This window comes from Proteus vulgaris, assembly GCF_011045815.1.
GTDB lineage: Bacteria > Pseudomonadota > Gammaproteobacteria > Enterobacterales > Enterobacteriaceae > Proteus > Proteus vulgaris_B.
Window position 1 is genome coordinate 1,875,689 of sequence record NZ_CP047344.1, and the last position, 22,939, is coordinate 1,898,627.

The following is a 22,939-nucleotide window of genomic DNA, read 5'->3' on the forward strand; positions in this document are numbered from 1 at the left end:
CCTAAGTGCTGGCTTTTTTATTGGGAAAAATTATGTCTACAATTCCAACACAAAATCCAGTTCCAAGTGAAGCACCGAGCGACCTGAAATATAACTCAGGTAAAATTGACGAATTTGTTACGTCAATGAAAAATAAGTATATCGATAGATTTGGGCAAGAGCATTTTACAATCGAAGGGTTGCGATGGATTGCTCAGCAAGCGATATCTCAATTCGGATACATTACCTTAGACTCGTTCCAAAAAGGCGCGGAAATAACACTGCCAAATCAAGTTTTACGCGATGAAGCCACAGGTGAATACTACCGTTGGGATGGGAAGCTACCAAAGGTTGTTCCTGTTGACTCAACCCCTGATAGTTCTGGCGGTATCGGCGCTGGCAAATGGCTTGGTGTTGGTGATGCATCACTAAGGCACGATTTATCAGTTAATGGTGGTGTAAATCTAGTCAATGGAGCTGCTAAAATAACTGGTGATGATTTCACTGGCCATATTTCAGCAAAGGGAGTTTCATCATTATCAAAATATGGTCAGGTTGTCGTTGGTGATCACCCATTCGGTAATGTTGGTAATGACTGGCCCTCTCCCACATCAAAAAGAGATGCTGTAACAATAAGTCGCAAAATATCCAATAATTTAACTGATTGTCACGCAGTGTCAGATAAAACCATTATTGATACACCGAGCGATGCAGGTACGTATGGTGCAGTTGATGTAACAACCATTCTAAGGGGGAGTCATACGCAAGATCATTTAGCTGCATTTCAAGATAGGATTAAATACGAGGGGGATGGAGTATTAGATCAGTCATGGGGAATGATAATGTGGCCTTCATCAACAGGTAGAGGGACTATAAAAAACAGAACCGGATTGATGATAAGGGGAGTTAATACCACCACATCTGTTGTTAATAATAATATTGCTATAGACATAGATCCAAGGATTTGCACCGATGCAAATGTTGGCGTACTTGTAAAAAACGGTAAGTCAACTAACAGCAGAGCCATATCATATTCATCATTACAGGACACCTCTGGATACAGTTTTAATTCATCAAAGTTAGGAGTTTTTTATCAGTCAGGGGTCGCTGGGTTTGGTATTGACCCATTTAATATACAGTCACCATCTGCATTGAATATAAAAGGATATGACAGCGAAGTTGTTCTATCTATTGGAACTGATAATGCGAATGGAGGGTTTATTTCTTCCAGAGGAAATAGCAGAGTCACTATTTTATCAAATGGAAACATTGTTGGAGTATTTCATGAATCATCAGCGAATAACGCGTTCTCTCCAGGCGTTGATGGCTCTCAGCCACTAGGGCTTTCGAATAGAAGGTGGTCAACAATATACTCTAGCACTGGAGCTATAAGCACATCGGATAAAAGATTAAAAGAAGAAATACGGTCAATATCAAATACTGAAAAAAGAGTTTCACATAAATTGAGAGACCTTATTTGCATATACAAATTAAAGTCAGACAAAACAAATAAACAACATGTTGGTGTAATTGCTCAAGATGTCATTGCTGCATTTTTATCAGAGGGGCTGGATGCTAATGATTATGGTATTATTTCATATGACAATGACGTGTATGGTGTTAGATACGATGAATTATCTATGTTCATGATATCTACAATTATTTAAAAATAATTGACGATGAATTTTATAAGTAATTAAGCGCTACATTTGCTAATTAAATCTCAATCTATAAATATTATCATTTATCCATATATCTTAGAATCACTCTGTCTTCAAATACTGCACCGAGTTCCCATCAGGTAACTTCTTGCTTCTCTCACGATAAAACGCTAATCGTTCATTAAAGTACTCACGCAAATGTGCTGGTTGTTGTCGTTCAACTTCGGATGCAACAACTGGCATATTGAGCCGTTCTTTATATGCGACACCACTTGCGGCTAAATCGACATTGACTTTGTCTTTTTCTTCTTGAGTTAGGTTTGCGAGGTTCATAATGGATCCGGTTAGTTTTTGGAGAGTATAGCAGGGTGTGGAATTAAAAATGAGGAGGTGTGACATACTGTGTCGAGATTGTGACACAATATATGTGAAATGATGGTAAAAATGATTAAATTCTGCAAAGCCAAAATTTGCTGGCTGGCATGGATAGTGGCTTTGTAGGCTAAATAGCGTTAATCAATACTTTCACATCATCCGATATTAAATCCTAATTAGATGAAAACCTTGAGACTAAAATTTATTAACACTATGACGGCCATAACATTACGTTAACAAATTGTGTGATCCTTAAGCCAAATTATAAGTTATATGATATGTTTAATAGATAACCTTACCTATTTTGATGGTTTAAACATGCTGTCAGTATAAAAATAAGAAGGAGGAGCTATGTCGTTACACTTGAAAAAAGAGAGCCATTCCACGCTCTTAGTTGGATCACGTGAATATGAGTATTACCGCCTTACTGAAGTTGCTCGTCAATTAGGTGATATTACCCGTCTTCCTAAATCTCTGAAGGTACTGTTAGAAAATTTAGTACGTTATCTCGATAATGATACGGTTGTTGAAGATGATATTAAGGCGTTAGTTGATTGGCAAAAAACAGCTCATGCATCTCGTGAAATAGCTTATCGACCAGCAAGGGTTTTAATGCAGGATTTTACAGGTGTACCTGCTGTTGTTGACTTAGCCGCAATGCGAGAAGCAGTAAAATCATTAGGCGGACAGGTGGAAAAGGTTAATCCATTGTCGCCCGTTGATTTAGTTATCGATCACTCTGTGATGGTTGATGAATACGCAAGTAAAAATGCATTTGCTGAAAACGTTGAAATAGAAATGGAACGCAATTATGAGCGTTACCTTTTTTTGCGTTGGGGGCAGCAATCGTTTGAACGTTTTCGTGTTGTGCCACCAGGAACAGGGATTTGCCATCAGGTAAACCTTGAGTATTTAGGTAAAGCTATCTGGTCTGAAGAAAAAGATGGTCGCTATGTAGCTTATCCAGATACCTTAGTAGGAACAGATTCTCACACAACCATGATTAATGGCCTCGGTGTTTTAGGTTGGGGGGTTGGAGGTATTGAAGCCGAAGCAGCAATGTTAGGTCAGCCTATTTCAATGCTTATTCCTGATGTTGTTGGTTTTAAACTGACAGGCAAACTGCGAGAAGGTATTACAGCAACAGATCTTGTGCTTACTGTCACCCAAATGTTACGAGCACACGGTGTAGTAGGAAAATTTGTTGAGTTTTACGGAGATGGTTTAGCCTCATTACCTTTAGCTGATCGGGCAACGATAGCTAATATGTCGCCAGAATACGGAGCAACATGTGGCTTTTTCCCAATAGACAATATTACACTTGATTATTTGCGTTTAACTGGGCGAGAAGAGCAAGAAATTGCTTTAGTTGAAGTTTATAGTAAAGAGCAAGGTTTATGGCGTCATGCAGGTGATGAGCCTATCTTCACCTCTACATTATCTCTTGATATGGGAACCGTTGAAGCAAGCTTAGCCGGACCTAAACGTCCTCAAGATAGAGTAAATTTAGCAAGTGTTCCTAATGCATTTAAAGCGGCAGTAGAGCTTGAAACAAACAAGAAACCACTTTCACACTTTCCTGAAGTAAAAATTGATAGTTATCCTGAATTTAAACTCACTGATGGCGCTGTCGTTATTGCCGCAATCACATCCTGTACAAATACTTCAAATCCAAATGTCTTAATGGCTGCGGGATTACTGGCTAAAAATGCAGTAGAAAAAGGATTGCAACGTAAGCCTTGGGTTAAATCCTCTTTAGCACCCGGCTCTAAAGTCGTCACAGATTACCTTAATTTAGCGGGATTAACGCCTTATCTTGATGAGTTAGGTTTTAATCTTGTAGGTTACGGTTGCACTACTTGTATTGGTAATTCAGGGCCTTTATTAGCACCAATTGAAAACGCAATTAAAGACAATGATTTAACTATTGCAGCGGTATTATCAGGTAATCGTAACTTTGAAGGTCGTATTCATCCATTAGTGAAAACCAACTGGTTAGCTTCGCCTCCGCTAGTGGTTGCTTATGCATTGTCAGGAAATATGAGTATCGATCTTACTAAAGAGCCTTTAGGTAAAGATAAGCAGGGTAACCCTGTTTACTTAAAAGATATTTGGCCTGACAGTAAGGCTATTGCGGATGCTGTTGAAAAAGTGAAAACGGAAATGTTCCATAAAGAGTACTCTGCGGTGTTTGAGGGAGATGAAACGTGGAAATCACTGAAAACACAAAATACGCCAGTTTATACTTGGCAGGCAGATTCTACTTATATTCGCCATCCACCTTTCTTTAAAGGAATGACGAAAACGCCAGCACCAATTAATGATATTCATCAAGCCAGTATCTTGGCAATTTTAGGTGATTCGGTAACAACGGACCATATTTCACCTGCTGGAAACATTAAAGCCGATAGTCCCGCTGGGCGTTATTTGCGTGAACATGGGGTAGAACCGAAAGACTTTAACTCCTACGGCTCTCGACGTGGTAACCATGAAGTTATGATGCGAGGCACCTTTGCCAATATTCGTATTCGTAACGAAATGGTTCCGGGAATTGAAGGTGGTTTTACCAAACATATCCCAACAGGGGAAACGTTAGCAATTTATGATGCTGCAATGCGTTATCAGCAAGAAAACACCCCACTGGCGATCATTGCAGGGAGTGAGTATGGTTCAGGCTCTAGCCGTGACTGGGCAGCAAAAGGAACGCGTTTATTAGGTGTTCGTGTCGTGATTGCGGGCTCTTTTGAGCGTATTCATCGTTCTAACTTGATTGGTATGGGCGTTTTACCGTTAGAATTCCCCGCAGGTGTTACACGTCAAACATTAGGCTTAAAAGGTGATGAGAAAATTGAGATCACCGGACTTAATGCATTAACACCAGGCCAAGATGTCGCGGTTAATATTACTTTTGCGGATAATCGCACTGAAACTATTATGGCGCGTTGCCGTATTGATACACAAACCGAACTCGCTTATTTCCAACACGGAGGCATATTACATTATGTTATTCGTAATATGCTGTAATTAGTTTTACGGTTTAATCTAAAAACAAACGCCTCATTATTATAAAAGTTTAATGAGGCGTTTGTTTAGGTAGTTTAAGTGGAGTCTGTCATAAAAAAGCTAATAAATTTTTACCAACCTTGAACTGCGCCACCATTAAAAATGGTTTCGGCGGCTGTTGCAACTTCGGGAGATTGATAAGCTTTGATAAAATCACGTACATTATCAGCGTCTTTATTATCTTCTCTTGCCACAATAATATTGGTGTAAGGTGAGTTTTTATCTTCAATAAAAATACTGTCTTTTGTCGGAGATAAATTAATTTGTTGGATGTAGGTGGTGCTAATAATGGCAACGGTGACTTTAGGATCGTTTAACACTCGTGGTAATTGTGCGCCTTCTAGCTCCATAATTTTTAATTTAAGAGGATTATCAATAATATCAATAGCAGTAGGTAATAAGCCACTATTTGGCTTTAATGTGATGAGTTTTTCTTTATCTAATAACAGTAAAGCTCGGCCCAAATTGGTTGGATCGTTAGGAACTGCAATGGTGTCACCAGACTTTAACTCAGAAGGGTGTTTAATTTTTGTTGAATAGCCAGCCATAGGGAAAACAAAGGTATTGCCCACAGCCACTAAATTATAACCACGAGATTGATTATCTTGAGCAAGAAAAGGACGATGTTGAAAAACATTAGCATCTAATTCTTTATTTGCTGTGGGATCATTTGGCAATAATGAGCCACTAAAACCTACTAATTCAACCTCTAAGCCATATTTTTCTTTAGCTACTTTTTTGGCAATTTCAGCTACATCTTGTTCAGCGCCATTGATCACACCAACTTTGATTGAATAGCTGTTTTTATCGCTATTATCACAACCTGTTAATAATGTTCCTACTAATAATAGCGCGCCGAAAATCCTACCGGAAAAATGTAATGGCATAATGCATTCCTATCAAAATTTATTTATTAATAAATAACTTAGGAACCGATAAAGAGTCAATGAAATCGCATATGATAAATTTTCACATGATATAATTTAATGATAAAAAAGACGTAAAATCAGATGCAAGAAAAGAAAAATAAATAAAGAATTAATTTATAAAGTAATAGAATAAAAGGAATAAATAGAAAATCCGAGCAATTTAGACTCGGATTTGAAAATGGTTAATGCTGTGCTGTTACTTTATTATTGCGCTTTCTTAAATAAAAGATGGCCCATTTTATCGGCTTTAGTATCAAGATAATGAGCATTACTTGGATTACGCCCGACAATCAAAGGAACTCGCTCGATAACATTAATGCCTGCGGTTTTCATGATTTCAATTTTTTTCGGATTATTGGTTAATAACCGCACTTCATGAACACCTAACAGATTATACATGTCAGCACAAAGGGTAAAATCGCGTTCGTCAGCTTTAAAACCTAATTCCAGGTTTGCTTCAACGGTATCTAACCCTTTATCTTGTAATGCGTAAGCTCTTATTTTATTCAGTAAACCAATATTCCGGCCTTCTTGGCGATGATAAAGTAAGACACCACGGCCTGCTTTGCTTATTTGTGAAAGTGCAGCTTCAAGTTGGAAGCCACAATCACAACGCAAACTAAATAAGGCATCACCCGTTAAGCATTCTGAATGAATACGAGATAATACAGGTTCTGAGCCTGAGATATCGCCATAGACTAGGGCGACGTGATCTTTACCTGTTGCGATTTCTTCAAAACCGACCATTAAAAACTCACCAAAAGGAGTAGGTAGTTTTGCTTCTGCGATACGTCTTAATTTCATTATTTTTGACTCATAATTTCAGGTGAAACTCTCGTTCAAGATTATACACTTTATAACGAGAACAAAGAGAAATAAAACACTGAAATGTTTCCATGTCTGATAGGCAAGGAAATGGGTTAACACACACTTATAAATTCACACCACCACAAATTATCAGATTTTGAGCCTTAGTGCATAATGATTTATTGCTAAACGAGCATCGTTTATACTGATAAACTTCAAAGATAAACGAAAGACAGTATTTGTATTTGAGAAGGGTAGATATTTGAATAAGAAGATAACAATATTAATTTTATTAGGCAGTATATTGCTCTTGAGCATACCTAGTGTAGTGTTAATGCTGGGTTGGCAATGGCAACCGACTGACCATCCTTTAGGGGGAATAAGCACATTGTGGATAGCAGACAGTGCAGCTAAACCTTGGGGAGCCATTAGTGTTATTGTGTTTTTAGTATTACTGTTTATGGCTTTAAAATTAAAACGTAATAACTTTATTCAATTAGCCGTGATAATTATTGCGACCTTAGCCGTTGGACAATTAATTAAGGTTGCAGTTAAAAATACAGTCAAAGAACCTCGTCCTTATGTTATTTGGGTCAGTAGCAATTTACACATTACATCAGAGGAGTTTTATCAAGTTTCCAGATCAGAGCGGGAACAATTGCTCCAAAATGGATTGGCAAATTCTCCTGTGATCCCAGGATGGCAACTTAAACATTGGAAAGCGGAAACCGGTTATGCTTTTCCATCAGGGCATAGCTTATTTGCAGCAACACTCGCCTTGTTTGTTTTTGTCCTTTTTATGTTGTGCCGTCATTATTTTTTGGCAACACTCGGGTTATTATGGGGAATCGATGTCACTGTAGGGCGTATTGTGTTGGGAATGCACTGGGCATCCGATGTGATTGTAGGTATTCTTATTAGTACTGTGCTGGTTTGGTGTGCATTTAAGGTGATTGAGCGACGTTTATTACTCAAATCCTGACGATAGCCCTTATTTTTGAGATACAGAATGTCTTTTTCAGTATTTATGTGAAAAAATATACGAAAATCAGTTGATTCTAAGAAATGACTTTCTTTGTGCGCAGTGAAAATGCTACCTTTATCTGTCCACTAAAGAAAAGAGAATAAAAAAGGAAATAATGTGAAAAAAGTCCTACTTTTTATTTTGGTTATTCTTGTTTTTGCCATCGTGGTCATTGCCATGACTTTAGGCTCAAATAACGATCAGGTAGTCACATTCAATTACCTTATTGCTCAAGGTGAATATCGTATTTCTACCTTGTTAGCCACACTGTTTGGTGTAGGCTTTATTCTTGGTTGGATTGTAAGTGGTGTTTTCTATTTGCGCGCCCGTTTATCATTAGGCCGAGCAAAACGTAAGATTAAACGTCTTGAAAGTGCTCAAACCAAACAAGAAAGCCAAGAAAGTCGCCCAACGGTTGCTTCTGCTACGAAATAAGGACGATAGCTGATGCTAGAATTGCTGTTTCTGTTACTACCTGTCGCGGCAGCTTACGGCTGGTATATGGGGCGTCGTGGCGCCCAACAGGATAAACAGCAGAATGCCGATCGCCTGTCACGAGAATACGTGGCAGGTGTTAACTTCTTACTTTCAGATCAACAAGATAAAGCAGTTGATCTCTTCCTTGAAATGCTTAAAGAAGATAGTTCTGCTTTTGAAGCACATCTTACGTTAGGCAATCTTTTCCGCTCTCGTGGTGAAGTTGAACGCGCAATTCGTATTCACCAATCCTTAATGGAAAGTGCGGCGCTTTCTTTTGAGCAACACCTCCTTGCTGTTCAACAACTTGGCCGTGACTATGTTGCTGCGGGTGTTTACGATCGAGCTGAAAATATGTTCCAGCAACTTATTGATGAGCAAGAGTTTCGCCAAAGTGCGTTACAATCTTTGCTGGCTATTTACCAGTTAACTAGCGATTGGAGCAAAGCCATCGAAACAGCTGAAAAATTAGTAAAATTAGGTCAGCATGAATTAAAAGAACAAATATCACATTTTTACTGTGAATTGGCACTTCAAGAAATGAGTAGTGATAATCTTGATAGTGCACTTAATTTTCTACAAAAAGCAGGCCAAGCAAATCCTCTCTGTGCTCGTGTTTCAATTATGTATGGACGTATTTATATTGCTCGTGATGAGAAACCAAAAGCCATTGAAGTGCTGATGAAAGTTATCGAGCAAGATAAAGAAATGGTGAGTGAAACACTACCTATGCTTTTTGAATGTTTCCAGACACAAGAAGATAATTCTCGTTGGGAGGCGTATTTACGCCAATGTGTTGATAGTAATAGCGGTGCAATTGCTGAACTTTACCTTGCGGATATTATTGAAGCCAAAGAAGGTATTGAAGCCGCTCAGCTTTATATTAATCGACAATTAGAACGCCATCCTACAATGCGACTTTTCTATCGCTTAATGCGTTACCATTTAGCTGAAGCAGAAGAAGGTCGTGCTAAAGAAAGTCTTATCTTATTGCGTTATATGGTTGGTGAACAAATTCGTACCAAACCAGATTATCGTTGTCATAAATGTGGTTTTACCTCTCATGCATTATATTGGCATTGTCCATCCTGTCGTTCATGGGATACCGTTAAACCTATTCGCGGTTTAGATGGTCAGTGACGATGTCACTTTTTTAATAGTCTCTTTATAAATAAAGGCCCTAAAATGTCATTTCATTGTGATAAAAAATCGCCCGAGTTCACCTGCGCGCCCGTTATTGTGGCATTAGACTATGAAGATCAAAAAAGTGCATTAGATTTTGCACAACGTATCGATCCCTCATCTTGCCGTTTAAAAATAGGTAAAGAGATGTTTACCCGTTTTGGACCTCAATTTGTCACACAGTTACAAAAAGACGGTTTTGATATTTTCTTGGATCTAAAATTTCACGATATTCCAAATACAGTTGCAAGAGCCGTTGCAGCCGCAGCTGATTTAGGCGTATGGATGGTGAACGTACATGCCTGTGGTGGCAGTCGCATGATGCGTGCAGCTAAAGAGAGCCTTACATCCTATGGCAAAGATGCACCACTTTTAACAGCCGTAACGGTGTTAACAAGTATGGATAAATCTGATCTGATTGAATTGGGTATAACATTAACACCAGCAGAACAAGCGGAGCGCTTGGCATTGCTGACAAAATCTTGTGGTCTTGATGGTGTTGTTTGCTCTGCACATGAAGCTACACGTTTTAAACAAGTTTGTGGTGATGATTTCTTATTAGTGACACCAGGTATTCGCCCAGCAGGGAGTGATGTCGGTGATCAGCGTCGAGTAATGACACCAGAACAAGCCATTGCTGCAGGCGTTGATTATATGGTGATTGGACGTCCTATTACACGTAGTGATAATCCTCTTGAAACATTACAACAAATTAATCGTTCTATACTCTAAATAATTCAAGGTTTAGCTAAGTTGGCAATGCACTGGATCTTAAAAGTATGACGAATATATACAAGGTATGTAATTAACATGGATAATAACTCTCGTTTGGTTTATTCCACAGATGCGGGTCGCATTAAAGAAGAAGAACAAAAGCCTGTACGTCCTGTCGGTGATGGTATTGTGCGTATTCAGCGTCAAACTAGTGGGTGCAAAGGTAAAGGTGTTTGTGTTGTTTCAGGTATCGATCTGGATGATGCTGAGCTGGCCAAGCTTGCTGCTGAACTGAAGAAAAAATGTGGCTGTGGTGGTAGTGTAAAAGACGGTTTAATTGAGATCCAAGGTGATAAACGTGATTTAATTAAATCGCTATTAGAAGCCAAAGGAATGAAAGTTAAACTGGCTGGTGGCTGATTTAGTTAGCTAGCAACGAAATGAATAATGATGCGCTGATTTTCTGTTGAGATTAGCGCATTTTTTATTGTCATTAATAGCTGTCTTTTTAAAGGTATTTTATGAAAGCGTATTTGATGATCGTAACATTGCTGTATTCTTCTGTGCTTTTGGCAGAAAGTAAAATGGATAAAGTGATTGTTCATGATAAATATTGTTCTTCACCAGAGCAGACAATGGATGAAGTCTACGAGCATGGGGCAATAACCAACTGTATTTATGCGGGGCTTTCAATCACTGATGCGTATAAAAAATATGTGGATGAACACGATGAAGCTTATCTTGAAAAAGTCATTAAAGTGAATAACAACGCCCAAAAAGAGTACACAAATGATGCAGTCTCTGTTGACTATAATTGGGAAAACCCGAAAAAATTAATAATAGAACAGCAGTTTGCAGGTGGTTTTACCGAAATGTTGTTAGAAGAAGATCAGAAGGGTACTAAAATAACCATTACTGGTCATCCTGATTAAGTATTAGTCAAATAGAGAACAGCATAAGCAAGATTATAGGTGACAATGTCACCTAATTGTTTATATTTCATTTTATTCTTTCTCTTCGATTTTTAGATATTTCACAGGCACGGAAAGTGTTAACCATACACCATTATCAGCCTGATAAAATTCAAAACCGTCACTAAACATTTTTTCACTATCAACAATTAAAACAACAGCTTTTCCATGACGATTGCCGACATTCACGGCAGTTTTGTGATCTTGTGATAAATGAACATATTGGCGACCATTAGGTATTAAACCTTGATTAAAAATACTGTCGATAAAGCGAGTTGCTGTGCCGTGATAAAGTATTTTAGGAGGAGTAATAGCTTGGTAATCAACGGTAGTCTTAAGAGAGTGTCCTTGAACGGCACGAATAAAAAGCCCATCTTCTGAAATAGCGAAACGTTTTTTATCATTCGTTTTAACCACATCGTTAATAATTTCAATGGTTAGTGGTGTGCCTTTTTTCTGCGCTAACAAGATCAATTGTGATATTTCACCCCATCCTTGATCATCAAGTGATAAACCGATACTTTCAGGAGCGTGTCGCAATATATAGCTTAAAAAACGGCTAATTTGTACTTTATCTTTCATTAATTCAATCCATTTGTGATTTACTAAATTTATGGTGTGAGTATTTTATTTCCTTAATACCATAAAAATATTCCTTTTTATTCCCTTTAAATTTCTAGTGTTATTTCTAGCAAAGATAAGAGGTATAAAAAAACTGATGGCTCAAAATGAACCATCAGTTTTATTGTATACCGACTACAGACTAATTAGATAGGGCGAGCAACAATATTACGTGTTTCAAGTTTTACATCTTCGATGCGAACAGGAATGATATCATTGAGTTTATAAGCACTTTCACCTTTCACAATCACTGTACCCGTTTCTTGACTGCATTGAATTTCATCACGTACAGCATGTAAGAAAGGAGCTGGAATAAAGGCTACTGCGCCATTTTCAACTAACCGAACACGAATACCACCACGCGTAATATCGATAATTTCAGCGTTAAATGACGTTTCAGTACCCGCAAAAGGTTTTAAGAAACGCGCATATAACCAATCACCTACATCTCTTTCAGCCATACGATTAGCACGACGACGTTCTGCAATGCGAATACCATCTTCTTCCTGAGGTTTTTCAGCAGGTTCTTTACTGATAATCGCTTTCAGTAAACGATGGTTTAAAATATCACTGTATTTACGGATCGGCGATGTCCATGTTGCATATGCTTCTAGCCCTAAACCAAAGTGTGGACCTGGCTCTGATTTGATTTCAGCAAAGTTTTGATAACGACGAATACGACTATCAAGAAATTGATTCGGTTGGTTATCGAGTTCACGGCGTAATTGGCAGAAACCCTCAAGGGTTAACAAACTTTCAGAAGTGGTTTCAATGCCATTATCTTTTAAAGTTTGTACAACTTGATCGATATAAAGTGGATCAAAACCAGTGTGAACGTTATAAACACCAAAGCCTAAGTTTTTCGCTAGTACTTTAGCTGCGCAGATATTGGCTGTGATCATGGCTTCTTCGACAATACGATTTGCAATACGACGATTTTCAGCCACGATATCTAATACATTACCGCCTTCATCAAGAATAAAGCGGTAATCAGGGCGTTCTTTAAAGACCAGTGCATGTTTTTCACGCCATTCATGACGTTTTTCACACATCTCTTTTAATAACATTACTTGTTCATGAACGATGTCATTCTCTGGTTTCCAATCGCTGTTACCGCCTTCTAACCAATTTGAAATATGGTCATAAACCAGTTTAGCTTTTGATTCTACCCATGCTGAATAGAAGTGAATATCTTCATGTAATGCACCATCTTGTGCAATGCTGACTTGGCAAACTAGTGCTGGGCGTTTTTCATTAGGGCGTAATGAGCAGATGTTATCAGATAGCTCACGAGGCAACATTGGGATATTAAAGCCCGGTAGATAGTTAGTTAGTGCGCGTTGTGCCGCAATTTTATCTAATTCACTATTTGGCAGAATATAAGCCGTAGGATCAGCAATGGCGATAAAGAGCGTTAATTGACCATTATCTTCTTTACGAATAAAGAGTGCGTCATCCATGTCTTCTGTTGATGCACTATCAATAGTGACAAAGGAGAGAGAAGTCAGATCTTCACGAGGTAACGCATCATGTAATGTAAGTGCTTCGTTGCCCATTTCTGGTGCATCGCGCTCAAGTTGATGGCGCATTAAGGTTACCCACCAAGGGGCGAAGTGATCGTCTTTATCTGTAATATAGTCGGTAATTTCTGCCTGAAAACCTTTATCACCTTTATTCAGTGGATGACGACGCATGACCGCAACAGCCCAATCTTGATCGACAAAACTATGGGTTAAGCTTTGAGCTGGTCGGCAAGGAATAGCATCTTTTAGTAGAGGATGGTCTGGTATTATCCACAGACGGTTATCACCTTCTTTTCTCTGAATACGGCCGACAAAACGAGTTAAAAAGGGTTCAACTAATTCTTCAGGTTCAACTGATTCTTTGTCGTTATTGGTATGAACAGCAGCAATAACACGGTCGCCGTGCATCACTTTTTTCATTTGCGGAGGGGGAATAAAATAGCTTTTCTGACCATCAACTTCAAGGAAGCCAAAGCCTTTATCTGTTCCCTTTACAAGGCCTTCCACGCGCGGTGTTTGGGCATGGAGTTGCTGTTTTAGCTGTGCAAGCAGCGGATTGTCTTGAAACATATTTTTCCGGAAAGTCGGCAGTTTTAATAATAAAAGTGGGCAATAGTTTTATTCGATTGTGCGTAGCGACGCAAGTAATATTGCATCAGAAAAACAGACAAATCGGCAAATTTTTATTCAGGATCTGTTTTTTCTTTAAATTCACACAGATCTTCAATAATACAAGAGCCACACCGTGGTTTTCGTGCAATACAGGTATAACGACCATGAAGAATAAGCCAGTGATGGCAATCAACTTTAAATTCTGCCGGAACAACCTTTAAGAGTTTTAGCTCAACTTCATTGACATTCTTGCCGGGGGCAAAGCCTGTACGATTACTCACTCTAAAGATATGTGTATCGACAGCAATTGTTGGCCAGCCAAATGCGGTATTTAAAACAACATTTGCAGTTTTGCGACCAACGCCTGGCAAAGCTTCAAGGGCTTCTCTGTTTTCAGGAACCTCACTGTGATGTTTATCCACCAAAATTTGACAGGTCTTAATCACATTTTCAGCTTTGGTATTATAAAGGCCAATGGTTTTAATGTATTTCTTAAGTCCATCCACCCCTAAATTCAGGATAGCTTGTGGTGTGTTGGCAACTGGATAAAGCTTAGCGGTTGCCTTATTGACACTCACATCGGTCGCTTGTGCAGAGAGTAACACGGAGATCAATAGTTCAAACGGAGAGTCAAATTTTAGCTCTGTCGTAGGTTGCGGATTGTTATCACGCAACCGAGTTAGAATTTCAATACGTTTTGCTTGATTCATTATGCTCACAAATTAATTTTTAACGATATGACTACCACAGCCTTGCTCTTTTTCATAAGTTTTCATTGTCGAAGCGCTGCGCTTTTTCTGTCTTTCATCGATAAGGTATTTTCCCGCTAACATAAAGCCTAAACCGATAAAAGCACCTGGTGGTAAAATGGCAAGTAAGAAGGGTGAATCTAAATGAACTATTTCGATTCTTAATACTTGAGCCCATTCACCTAACAGTAAATCTGCACCGTCAAATAATGTTCCGTTACCTAAAATTTCACGGATCGCGCCTAACACAAAGAGTGCGGCTGTTGCCCCTAATCCCATTGCTAACCCATCAATGGCAGAAGGAAAGACTTCATTTTTAGCAGCGAAGGCTTCAGCACGGCCAATAACAATACAGTTGGTGACTATTAATGGAATAAAGATCCCCAACGATTGGTATAAACCATAGGCGTATGCGTTAATCAGTAATTGCACAGCACTGACGACAGACGCGATTATCATAACATAAATTGGGATACGAATTTCAGAAGGAACCCAACGACGTAAACTTGAAACCGCCACATTGGTGCAAAATAGCACTAATGTTGTCGCAAGTCCTAAGCCTAGCGCATTAGTTGCTGTAGAAGAAACCGCAAGTAAAGGGCATAGACCAAGTAATTGCACTAGAGCTGAGTTGTTTGTCCATAACCCTTGAGCAAAGAGCGTTTTAATGGAGTTCATATTAATTCGCCTCACAGACAGAGAGAGTTTCTAACTTCTCTGGTAATGATTGTATTAGCCATGCTGTGCGTTTTGATGAGTTAACGACAGCACGGGGGGTGATCGTCGCACCTGTAAATTGATCAAAATCGCCACCATCTTTTTTTACTGCCCAATGTGGATCGTTTTCACTGGAAATGAATTTATGGCTCAGTGTTGTGATCCAATCGGAGATGCGTGTTTCAATTTTATCACCCAGACCAGGAGTTTCGTTATGTGCAGTTACACGAACACCTAATACGTTACCTTTAAAGTCAGCACCAACAAGAAGTTCAATTGCACCTGAATAGCCATCTGGTGCGGTAGATTCTAAGGCTGCTGCAACGGGTTTACCTTCAAAACGCGCTACATAAAGTTTATGAGGTTTTGAATTCCCCAATTCAGGTGCCGTAAGTAGATAACAATCTTTAGAAAGTTCATTGTCATACATTGTTTGAGGGATCACCTGATCCAACAATCTTTGTTTTTCTATAGCCACTTGCTCTGCAATGGTGTCTGCGGTTAAGTGGTATACCACAGCGGTTAAACCTGTTGTACAAGCCGCAAAGACAGCTAATGTTAGCCCATGACGTTTTAAGATCTCGATCATCATTTTCTCCTTGGCACATTAATGCCCATAAACACGAGGGCGTGTATAGCTATCGATTAAAGGTACGGCGATATTGGCAAGCAATACTGAGAAAGCAACAGCGTCTGGATATCCACCATAAACACGGATAATCCATACTAATAAGCCTATCATGCCTGCATAAATTAAACGGCCTTTAGGGGTTGTAGAGGCACTTACAGGATCTGTCGCTATAAAGAAAGCTCCTAACATTGTTGCCCCTGAGAAAATTTGTAATAAGGGTTGTGAGTAACGAGTAGGATCGATACCCCAACTAATAACAGAACATAAGGCTAACATTGAGATCATTGCAACAGGGATATGCCAGCTAATAATGCGTTTATAGAGCAGAACTAATCCACCAACTAAATAAGCTACATTCACCCATTGCCATCCAATACCGGCAAATTCACCTTGTAAAATAGGTGTTGCTAACACTTCATCAATAGAATGAGTTAGTAATCCAGTTTTAAAACTATCAAGAGGTGTAGCTTGTGTAATGCCATCAACAGAGCGTCTTAAATCTTCAAGTGTTAAACCTGATGATGTATGACCTGTAAAGAAGATACTTAAACTATCCATGACATTGTAAGAGACAGCTTGTAGTTCAACAGGAGGCATCCACGATGTCATTTGTACTGGGAATGAAATTAGTAAAACCACATAACCTACCATTGCGGGGTTAAATGGATTTTGCCCTAAACCACCATAAATATGTTTTGCGATAACGACAGCAACAAAGGTACCTAAGACAATGATCCACCATGGTGCCAAAGGCGGAATACTAATTGCTAGTAATACACCAGTAAGCAGTGCGGAGTTATCTTTAAGGTAAAGTAATGGATCTTCTTTTTTGAGTTTTACGCACACAGTTTCAGCCACAAGCGCAACGATAATGGCTAATATAATTTGGTAAATAGTGCCTAAACCAAAAAAATAGATCTGACTGATGATCCCCGGTAGTGCCGCTAATGTTACCCATAGCATAACTTGGCTGGTGGATTGCTGATTATGCGTAAAAGGGGAACTCGCAATTTTTAATTTACTGTTGTTATTTTGTATCGGTCTAAATTTCATCTGTGATTAGTCCAAGGTAACTTCTTCTTTAGCTCGACGTTGTTCGGCTTCTTTTTTCGCTTTTACTCTGGCAATAGCCGCCGCGACAGCAGCTTTGCGCGGATCGACTTCTTCGGCTTCAGCGCTTTCAACAGAGGCTTCAACTGTTGTTTCTGCTTGAGTTTGTTGAGCTTCTTTTTTCGCTTTTACTCTGGCAATAGCCGCCGCGACAGCGGCTTTGCGCGGATCGACTTCTTCGGCTTCAGCGCTTTCAACAGAGGCTTCAACTGTTGTTTCTGCTTGAGTTTGTTGAGCTTCTTTTTTCGCTTTTACTCTGGCAATAGCCGCCGCGACAGCGGCTTTGCGCGGATCGACTTCTTCGGCTTCAGCGCTTTCAACAGAGGCTTCAACTGTTGTTTCTGCTTGAGTTTGTTGAGCTTCTTTTTTCGCTTTTACTCTGGCAATAGCCGCCGCGACAGCGGCTTTGCGCGGATCGACTTCTTCGGCTTCAGCGCTTTCAACAGAGGCTTCAACTGTTGTTTCTGCTTGAGTTTGTTGAGCTTCTTTTTTGGCTTTTACTCTGGCAATAGCCGCCGCGACAGCAGCTTTGCGCGGATCGACTTCTTCGGCTTCAGCGCTTTCAACAGAGGATTCAACCGTTGTTGTTGCTTGAGAAGCTTGCTGTGCTTTTTTGGCTTTTACACGAGCCAATGCCGCCGCAACAGCAGCTTTGCGCGGATCGGCTTCTTCGGCTTCAGCGCTTTCAACAGAGGCTTCAACTGTTGTTTCTGCTTGAGTTTGTTGAGCTTCTTTTTTCGCTTTTACTCTGGCAATAGCCGCCGCGACAGCAGCTTTGCGCGGATCGACTTCTTCGGCTTCAGCGCTTTCAACAGAGGCTTCAACCGTTGTTGTTGCTTGAGAAGCTTGCTGTGCTTTTTTGGCTTTTACACGAGCTAATGCCGCGGCAACAGCAGCTTTGCGCGGATCGACTTCTTCGGCTTCAGCGCTTTCAACAGAGGATTCAACCGTTGTTGTTGCTTGAGAGGCTTGCTGTGCTTTTTTGGCTTTTACACGAGCCAATGCCGCGGCAACAGCAGCTTTGCGCGGATCGACTTCTTCGGCTTCAGCGCTTTCAACCGTTGTTGTTGCTTGAGAGGCTTGCTGTGCTTTTTTGGCTTTTACACGAGCCAATGCCGCCGCGACAGCAGCTTTGCGTGGATCAGCGTCTTCGTTGTCACTTACTATATTATCATTTGAGGTTTCTAATGCTTTTTGCTGTGCTAATTTAGCTGCTTGTTTTGCTCTGACTTCTTCTTTTCGTTTTCTACGTGCGGCGATAGCGGCTGCGTTATCTGGCTCTTCACCTGCTTTCACAGAAATAATTTTACCGATATTCTGTTTTTCTTTTACACGAGAGAGCGCAGATTGAACTTCATTATGTTCATTATCATCAAGTTTAACTGCAGCACGTTGATGCCTTGCTTCACGTTCAAGTTTCTCACGCTCCATACGTAATTTTTTTGCTTCAAAACGCGCTTTAGCTTCAGCGGCACGTTTGACTTCTGCATCAATTTCACGTATTTCAGCCTTTTCTTGGCGATAGTATTGAACTAGCGGAATATTACTTGGGCAAACAAATGCACAAGCACCACATTCAATACAATCAAATAAATTATGTTGTTGTGCCTTCTCATGCTCTTTACCTTTACTAAACCAGTAAAGTTGTTGAGGTAATAAACCACTAGGGCAGGCATCTACACAATGACCACAGCGGATACATGCCTCTTCAAGGTTATCTGTATCCATTTCTTCAACAGAAGGGATTAGTAGGCAGTTAGTTATCTTGACTACTGGGGCATTTAAGTCAGGTAAGGTAAAGCCCATTAATGGGCCCCCCATAATCACCATTTGTTCAGAGCCTGCAACAAAACCAGCTTGTTTCAACAATGAATAAATAGGGGTGCCTAAACGCACCCAGAAGTTACCGGGTGTTTTGGCTCCATTGCCAGTGACCGTGACAACACGTTCAATTAAAGGCTCATCATCAATAATGGCACGTTTGATGGCAACAACAGTACCGACGTTTTGCATCAAAACACCAATATCAGATGAACGACCACCTGATGGCACTTCTTTACCTGTTAATATTTTGGTCAGTTGTTTAGCACCGCCAGAGGGATATTTTGTGGGAATGACACGAATAAAAATTCGTTTCTCATCAGGTACGGCATTTAATGCTAGTTTCAATGCTTCAATAGCTTCAGGTTTGTTATCTTCAATACCAATTAACACTTCATCAGGACAGAGAAGGTGAATTAATACCTGACAACCAGCAATCACTTCATCAGCATGCTCTTGCATTAAGCGATCATCCGCCGTGATATAAGGTTCACATTCTGCTGCATTGACAATCAGTGTGTTAACTAAATCACCACCGCCTTTTAATTTTGAAGCTGTTGGGAATCCAGCGCCCCCTAATCCAGCAATACCCGCTTCATGGATACGAGCGAGTAAAGTCTCTTTGCTTTGTGATTGGTAATCAGTAAGAGGGAACTGTTCACGCCATTCATCTTTACCGTCAGATTGAATTCTTACGGCAATTTCAGGTAACCCTGAAGGGTGAGCGCTTGGAAAAGGCTCTATAGCAGTGACAATACCAGAGATAGACGCATGAACAGGGAGTGTTCTGCCAACACCTTTAGTCAAAGGTTGGCCTTTTAAAACATGTTCACCCACGCTAACACAAAGTTGGCCTGGTACACCTAAGTGTTGATGAATTGGGACAATCACTTCATCAGGCAATTGTGCTATACGCATTGGTGTGCGACTTGACTGTAATTTCATTTCAGGAGGATGAATACCGCCTTTAAAATCCCAGATTTTATCTTTTTTAAATAACGAAAAGAGATTAAACATGAGCATTATCCTCCGTCTTTAATGACGGTTCATCTTCAGGTGTTTCTTCAGGCTCTGCTGGAATATTCTTAACAGGGATAGTATTTAAATCCCATTTCCAATTTGAGGTTGTTACTTTGACTGGTACTAAGGTAATGCAGTCAGTAGGACAAGGTGGAACGCATAAGTCACATCCAGTACATAAGTCTTCAATAACTGTATGCATTGCGCGCGTTGCACCTACAATGGCATCAACAGGACAAGCTTGAATACACTTAGTACACCCAATACAATTATCTTCATCAATTAAGGCGACTTTTCTAACGGGATTTAATGCTTCTTCGTCACCATCAAGCGGTTGAGGTTCAACACCCATTAATTCTGCGATTTTTAACATCACTTGTTCGCCACCCGGCGCACAACGGTTAATCATCTCACCATTGTTTGCAACCGCGTCGGCATAAGGGCGACAACCAGGATGCCCACATTGCCCACATTGACTTTGTGGCAAAATAGCATCTATTTTTTCAACAATAGGATCTTCCTCCACTTTAAAGCGACGCGCGGAATAGCCTAAAATTAGCCCAAAGATAAGACCTAGCGCACCAAGCACGCCAATTGCTATCCATAAAGAATTCATTACAGTTTCACCAAACCACTAAAACCCATAAAGGCGAGAGACATTAAACCTGCGGTAATTAAACCAATTGATGCACCTTTAAATGGAGCAGGGACATTTGCCACTGCTAATCTTTCTCTAATAGCGGCAAATAATACCATCACAAGAGAAAAACCTATTGCTGCACCAAAACCATAAACAGCTGACTGCATAAACGTGTGTGCTTGATTGATATTTAATAACGCAACGCCTAAGACAGCACAGTTTGTGGTAATTAAAGGTAAGAAGATCCCCAACAAACGATAGAGTGTCGGGCTTGTTTTTCTCACAACCATTTCAGTGAATTGTACAACTACTGCAATAACTAAAATAAAGCTCAGTGTGCGTAAATAAAGTAAGTCCAAAGGAACTAAAATAAAGTTATCCATCAGCCATGAACTAATAGAGGCAAGAGTCATAACAAAGGTCGTCGCAAATCCCATACCGATCGCGGTTTCTAATTTTTTTGATACACCCATAAATGGGCATAAACCTAGGAATTTGACGAGTACAAAGTTATTCACCAATACGGTGCCGACGAATAGAAGCAAGTAATCAGTCATTGTTATGCCAAAATTGTTAAACAGAGAAACAAAAAGCCTCCTGAAATAAAGAGGCTAAACAAGCGTATATAATATCAAGGGTGAAGATATGAAGTTATCGAACTTGTGTGAAAGTTTCACGAACACGTTTAGAGTACTTGATATAAGGCACAAAGCAGACAGTCGAGATGATGGACCATAATAATGATTTTACTGCCATATCATCTTCTATGGGGGCAAAGCCAAAAGTCTTAATACCTAATAATAGGTGGATAAATAACCAAAGGATAAATAAGCGAGGGAAGTTTCTTGCACGATAAAAAAATTGTCTTAATAAGTATGCTGTAAAGCCAAACATAATCCAGGTGGTTAATACTGAAAGATACCAAGCAGATATTGAGTGGAAAGAATGTAGGTGGATTAAGGAAAAGTTGGAAATATAGTCTTGGAGATAAAGTATAGATCTTATGCCAGAACCAATCACTGACAAGATCATATAAGCCAATGGCGCAAGTAGCCATCCAGTTATAGGCGCCTTTCCTGAAAGGTTATTCTGCGTGTTTGCTTTGAGATCAAATTTCATTAATTAATTATTCCTACTCGTATGTATAGAACTAAACGGGATATTATCACAAACTTTGTTATTATTTATTTAGCTACAAAAGTGAAAGTGATTTTTATTAATAAAAAAGCAGATAAAAATAGGATAGGGTTATGGCAATTAAACTCAATGTTGGGATTATCGGATATGGCTATGCAAGTAAAACCTTTCATGCTCCGCTAATAACAACAACCGAAGGCTTAAATCTCAGGGCAATTTCAAGCTCTGATGAAAATAAAGTCAAACAAGATTTTCCTCACATCACGGTTTATGCAGACTCTCAAGTACTTATTGATGATCCCTCAATAGACTTAATCATTATCCCAACACCGAATAATACTCACTATTCGTTAGCTTCACAGGCTTTGGCAAAAGGCAAACATGTTGTTATTGATAAACCATTTACGCTGACACTAGAGGAAGCAGAAAAATTATCTCAACAAGCAACAGATACCGGTAAGCTACTTTCTGTTTTTCATAATCGCCGTTGGGATTCAGGTTTCTTAACGGTTAAAAAACTTTTAGAGGATAAAACACTCGGTGAGATTAGTGCCTATGAAGCGCATTTTGATCGGTTTCGCCCAACCGTGCGTCAACGTTGGCGAGAAGATGCCGGAATCGGTGGCGGGCTTTGGTATGATTTAGCGCCTCATGTTCTTGATCAAGCCGTTTGCCTATTTGGTGAGCCTAAAGCAATTACTGCAGATATTGCTCAATTACGTCCTAATGCAAAAAATGCCGATTATTTTCATGCATTATTAGAGTATGACAATCTTAAAGTTATTCTTCACGCGTCTATGTTAGTTGCATCCCCAACACCTATTTTTACTATTCATGGGACAAAAGGAAGTTATGTTAAGTATGGTTTAGATACTCAAGAAGATGCATTAAAAGCCGGTTCTCTTCCTAATCAAACTTATAATTGGGGAATGGATAATAAAGATGGTGAATTAACAACATTATCAGCATCTGGTGAATTAGAGACAACCACACTTATTACACTCCCTGGTAATTATCCCGCGTATTATCAACAAATTTATCGTGCAATTACATTAGGTGAAGAAAACCCCGTGACGCCAATACAAGCAACGGCCATTATGCGTTTGATTGAAGCGGGCGAAATTTCAAATCGGTTAAAACAAACTATTACGCTATAAGCTAAAGGGAGCGCTAAAT

At 39.6% G+C, this 22,939-nt stretch carries 22 protein-coding genes; 9 read left to right on the forward strand and 13 right to left on the reverse strand.

The window, feature by feature from the left end; translation table 11 throughout:
- The first annotated feature begins 32 nt into the window (after positions 1 to 32).
- Positions 33 to 1,646, forward strand: a complete 1,614-nt coding sequence (locus tag GTH24_RS08975; protein WP_164526284.1) for a tail fiber domain-containing protein — start codon at positions 33 to 35, stop codon at positions 1,644 to 1,646.
- 96 nt (positions 1,647 to 1,742) lie between these two features.
- Here GTH24_RS08975 and GTH24_RS08980 read toward each other — a convergent pair whose 3' ends face one another.
- On the reverse strand, positions 1,743 to 1,973 hold the full coding sequence (locus GTH24_RS08980) for a DNA polymerase III subunit theta (protein WP_164526285.1): 231 nt from the start codon (positions 1,971 to 1,973) through the stop codon (positions 1,743 to 1,745).
- Between the two features lie 393 nt (positions 1,974 to 2,366).
- Between GTH24_RS08980 and acnA the strand changes: the two genes are divergently transcribed.
- A complete protein-coding gene (acnA, locus tag GTH24_RS08985) occupies positions 2,367 to 5,039 on the forward strand; it encodes an aconitate hydratase AcnA (protein WP_164526286.1) in 2,673 nt (890 codons plus the stop codon).
- 110 nt (positions 5,040 to 5,149) lie between these two features.
- On the opposite strand, the gene nlpA is transcribed toward acnA, so the two are convergent.
- A complete protein-coding gene (nlpA, locus tag GTH24_RS08990; RefSeq protein ID WP_164526287.1) occupies positions 5,150 to 5,965 on the reverse strand; it encodes a lipoprotein NlpA in 816 nt (271 codons plus the stop codon).
- Between the two features lie 246 nt (positions 5,966 to 6,211).
- A complete protein-coding gene (gene ribA, locus GTH24_RS08995; protein ID WP_072068007.1) occupies positions 6,212 to 6,811 on the reverse strand; it encodes a GTP cyclohydrolase II in 600 nt (199 codons plus the stop codon).
- A 265-nt stretch (positions 6,812 to 7,076) separates the two neighbouring features.
- On the opposite strand from ribA, the gene pgpB reads away from it, so the two are divergent.
- The 6 genes from pgpB (at position 7,077) to GTH24_RS09025 (ending at position 11,143) form a co-directional block, all read left to right on the forward strand.
- Complete coding sequence (gene pgpB, locus GTH24_RS09000) at positions 7,077 to 7,796, forward strand: phosphatidylglycerophosphatase B (protein WP_164526288.1); 720 nt, start codon at positions 7,077 to 7,079, stop codon at positions 7,794 to 7,796.
- Between the two features lie 159 nt (positions 7,797 to 7,955).
- On the forward strand, positions 7,956 to 8,273 hold the full coding sequence (locus tag GTH24_RS09005; protein ID WP_072068009.1) for a LapA family protein: 318 nt from the start codon (positions 7,956 to 7,958) through the stop codon (positions 8,271 to 8,273).
- Positions 8,274 to 8,285: 12 nt separating this feature from the next.
- Positions 8,286 to 9,455, forward strand: a complete 1,170-nt coding sequence (gene lapB / locus GTH24_RS09010; RefSeq protein WP_164526289.1) for a lipopolysaccharide assembly protein LapB — start codon at positions 8,286 to 8,288, stop codon at positions 9,453 to 9,455.
- Positions 9,456 to 9,500: 45 nt separating this feature from the next.
- On the forward strand, positions 9,501 to 10,229 hold the full coding sequence (pyrF, locus tag GTH24_RS09015; RefSeq protein ID WP_072068011.1) for an orotidine-5'-phosphate decarboxylase: 729 nt from the start codon (positions 9,501 to 9,503) through the stop codon (positions 10,227 to 10,229).
- Positions 10,230 to 10,307: 78 nt separating this feature from the next.
- Positions 10,308 to 10,631: a stress response translation initiation inhibitor YciH gene (gene yciH, locus GTH24_RS09020; protein WP_164526290.1), complete on the forward strand. Its 324-nt coding sequence runs from the start codon at positions 10,308 to 10,310 to the stop codon at positions 10,629 to 10,631.
- A gap of 101 nt (positions 10,632 to 10,732) precedes the next feature.
- Positions 10,733 to 11,143, forward strand: a complete 411-nt coding sequence (locus GTH24_RS09025; RefSeq protein WP_115349694.1) for a hypothetical protein — start codon at positions 10,733 to 10,735, stop codon at positions 11,141 to 11,143.
- A gap of 72 nt (positions 11,144 to 11,215) precedes the next feature.
- Here GTH24_RS09025 and GTH24_RS09030 read toward each other — a convergent pair whose 3' ends face one another.
- The 10 genes from GTH24_RS09030 to GTH24_RS09075 form a co-directional block, all read right to left on the reverse strand.
- The gene (locus GTH24_RS09030) at positions 11,216 to 11,764 is read right to left on the reverse strand and encodes an RNA 2'-phosphotransferase (RefSeq protein WP_072068014.1); all 549 of its coding nucleotides are present in this window, start codon (positions 11,762 to 11,764) and stop codon (positions 11,216 to 11,218) included.
- Between the two features lie 185 nt (positions 11,765 to 11,949).
- Entirely contained in the window at positions 11,950 to 13,896 is a 1,947-nt protein-coding gene (locus GTH24_RS09035; protein WP_115349696.1) for an exoribonuclease II, read from the reverse strand.
- A gap of 113 nt (positions 13,897 to 14,009) precedes the next feature.
- Entirely contained in the window at positions 14,010 to 14,648 is a 639-nt protein-coding gene (gene nth, locus GTH24_RS09040; RefSeq protein WP_072068015.1) for an endonuclease III, read from the reverse strand.
- Positions 14,649 to 14,660: 12 nt separating this feature from the next.
- Entirely contained in the window at positions 14,661 to 15,365 is a 705-nt protein-coding gene (locus GTH24_RS09045) for an electron transport complex subunit E (RefSeq protein ID WP_036937069.1), read from the reverse strand.
- Position 15,366: 1 nt separating this feature from the next.
- The gene (gene rsxG, locus GTH24_RS09050) at positions 15,367 to 15,993 is read right to left on the reverse strand and encodes an electron transport complex subunit RsxG (RefSeq protein WP_072068016.1); all 627 of its coding nucleotides are present in this window, start codon (positions 15,991 to 15,993) and stop codon (positions 15,367 to 15,369) included.
- Between the two features lie 18 nt (positions 15,994 to 16,011).
- Entirely contained in the window at positions 16,012 to 17,088 is a 1,077-nt protein-coding gene (rsxD, locus tag GTH24_RS09055; protein WP_072068017.1) for an electron transport complex subunit RsxD, read from the reverse strand.
- A 6-nt stretch (positions 17,089 to 17,094) separates the two neighbouring features.
- The gene (gene rsxC, locus GTH24_RS09060) at positions 17,095 to 19,983 is read right to left on the reverse strand and encodes an electron transport complex subunit RsxC (protein WP_164526291.1); all 2,889 of its coding nucleotides are present in this window, start codon (positions 19,981 to 19,983) and stop codon (positions 17,095 to 17,097) included.
- Positions 19,976 to 20,602, reverse strand: coding sequence for an electron transport complex subunit RsxB (rsxB, locus tag GTH24_RS09065; protein ID WP_036937055.1), 627 nt, complete (start codon positions 20,600 to 20,602; stop codon positions 19,976 to 19,978). The genes rsxC and rsxB overlap by 8 nt, the downstream gene beginning before the upstream one ends.
- The gene (gene rsxA, locus GTH24_RS09070) at positions 20,602 to 21,183 is read right to left on the reverse strand and encodes an electron transport complex subunit RsxA (protein WP_088495675.1); all 582 of its coding nucleotides are present in this window, start codon (positions 21,181 to 21,183) and stop codon (positions 20,602 to 20,604) included. Before rsxA ends, rsxB begins: the two co-directional genes overlap by 1 nt.
- Before the next feature lie 94 nt (positions 21,184 to 21,277).
- The gene (locus GTH24_RS09075; protein WP_072068019.1) at positions 21,278 to 21,745 is read right to left on the reverse strand and encodes a DUF2569 domain-containing protein; all 468 of its coding nucleotides are present in this window, start codon (positions 21,743 to 21,745) and stop codon (positions 21,278 to 21,280) included.
- A 131-nt stretch (positions 21,746 to 21,876) separates the two neighbouring features.
- On the opposite strand from GTH24_RS09075, the gene GTH24_RS09080 reads away from it, so the two are divergent.
- Positions 21,877 to 22,920, forward strand: a complete 1,044-nt coding sequence (locus GTH24_RS09080) for an oxidoreductase (protein WP_164526292.1) — start codon at positions 21,877 to 21,879, stop codon at positions 22,918 to 22,920.
- The last annotated feature ends 19 nt before the right edge of the window (positions 22,921 to 22,939 follow it).

Excerpts from the sequence above, each read along its gene's own strand:
- ribA (WP_072068007.1), bottom strand. The coding sequence starts at position 6,811 with ATGAAATTAAGACGTATCGCAGAAGCAAAACTACCTACTCCTTTTGGT.
- lapB (WP_164526289.1), top strand. The coding sequence starts at position 8,286 with ATGCTAGAATTGCTGTTTCTGTTACTACCTGTCGCGGCAGCTTACGGC.
- nth (WP_072068015.1), bottom strand. The coding sequence starts at position 14,648 with ATGAATCAAGCAAAACGTATTGAAATTCTAACTCGGTTGCGTGATAAC.
- GTH24_RS09080 (WP_164526292.1), top strand. The coding sequence starts at position 21,877 with ATGGCAATTAAACTCAATGTTGGGATTATCGGATATGGCTATGCAAGT.
- GTH24_RS08975 (WP_164526284.1), top strand. The coding sequence starts at position 33 with ATGTCTACAATTCCAACACAAAATCCAGTTCCAAGTGAAGCACCGAGC.
- nlpA (WP_164526287.1), bottom strand. The coding sequence starts at position 5,965 with ATGCCATTACATTTTTCCGGTAGGATTTTCGGCGCGCTATTATTAGTA.
- GTH24_RS09030 (WP_072068014.1), bottom strand. The coding sequence starts at position 11,764 with ATGAAAGATAAAGTACAAATTAGCCGTTTTTTAAGCTATATATTGCGA.
- rsxA (WP_088495675.1), bottom strand. The coding sequence starts at position 21,183 with ATGACTGATTACTTGCTTCTATTCGTCGGCACCGTATTGGTGAATAAC.
- GTH24_RS09035 (WP_115349696.1), bottom strand. The coding sequence starts at position 13,896 with ATGTTTCAAGACAATCCGCTGCTTGCACAGCTAAAACAGCAACTCCAT.
- rsxB (WP_036937055.1), bottom strand. The coding sequence starts at position 20,602 with ATGAATTCTTTATGGATAGCAATTGGCGTGCTTGGTGCGCTAGGTCTT.
- GTH24_RS09075 (WP_072068019.1), bottom strand. The coding sequence starts at position 21,745 with ATGAAATTTGATCTCAAAGCAAACACGCAGAATAACCTTTCAGGAAAG.
- GTH24_RS09045 (WP_036937069.1), bottom strand. The coding sequence starts at position 15,365 with ATGAACTCCATTAAAACGCTCTTTGCTCAAGGGTTATGGACAAACAAC.
- GTH24_RS08980 (WP_164526285.1), bottom strand. The coding sequence starts at position 1,973 with ATGAACCTCGCAAACCTAACTCAAGAAGAAAAAGACAAAGTCAATGTC.
- rsxD (WP_072068017.1), bottom strand. The coding sequence starts at position 17,088 with ATGAAATTTAGACCGATACAAAATAACAACAGTAAATTAAAAATTGCG.
- rsxC (WP_164526291.1), bottom strand. The coding sequence starts at position 19,983 with ATGTTTAATCTCTTTTCGTTATTTAAAAAAGATAAAATCTGGGATTTT.
- GTH24_RS09025 (WP_115349694.1), top strand. The coding sequence starts at position 10,733 with ATGAAAGCGTATTTGATGATCGTAACATTGCTGTATTCTTCTGTGCTT.
- pyrF (WP_072068011.1), top strand. The coding sequence starts at position 9,501 with ATGTCATTTCATTGTGATAAAAAATCGCCCGAGTTCACCTGCGCGCCC.
- acnA (WP_164526286.1), top strand. The coding sequence starts at position 2,367 with ATGTCGTTACACTTGAAAAAAGAGAGCCATTCCACGCTCTTAGTTGGA.
- yciH (WP_164526290.1), top strand. The coding sequence starts at position 10,308 with ATGGATAATAACTCTCGTTTGGTTTATTCCACAGATGCGGGTCGCATT.
- rsxG (WP_072068016.1), bottom strand. The coding sequence starts at position 15,993 with ATGATCGAGATCTTAAAACGTCATGGGCTAACATTAGCTGTCTTTGCG.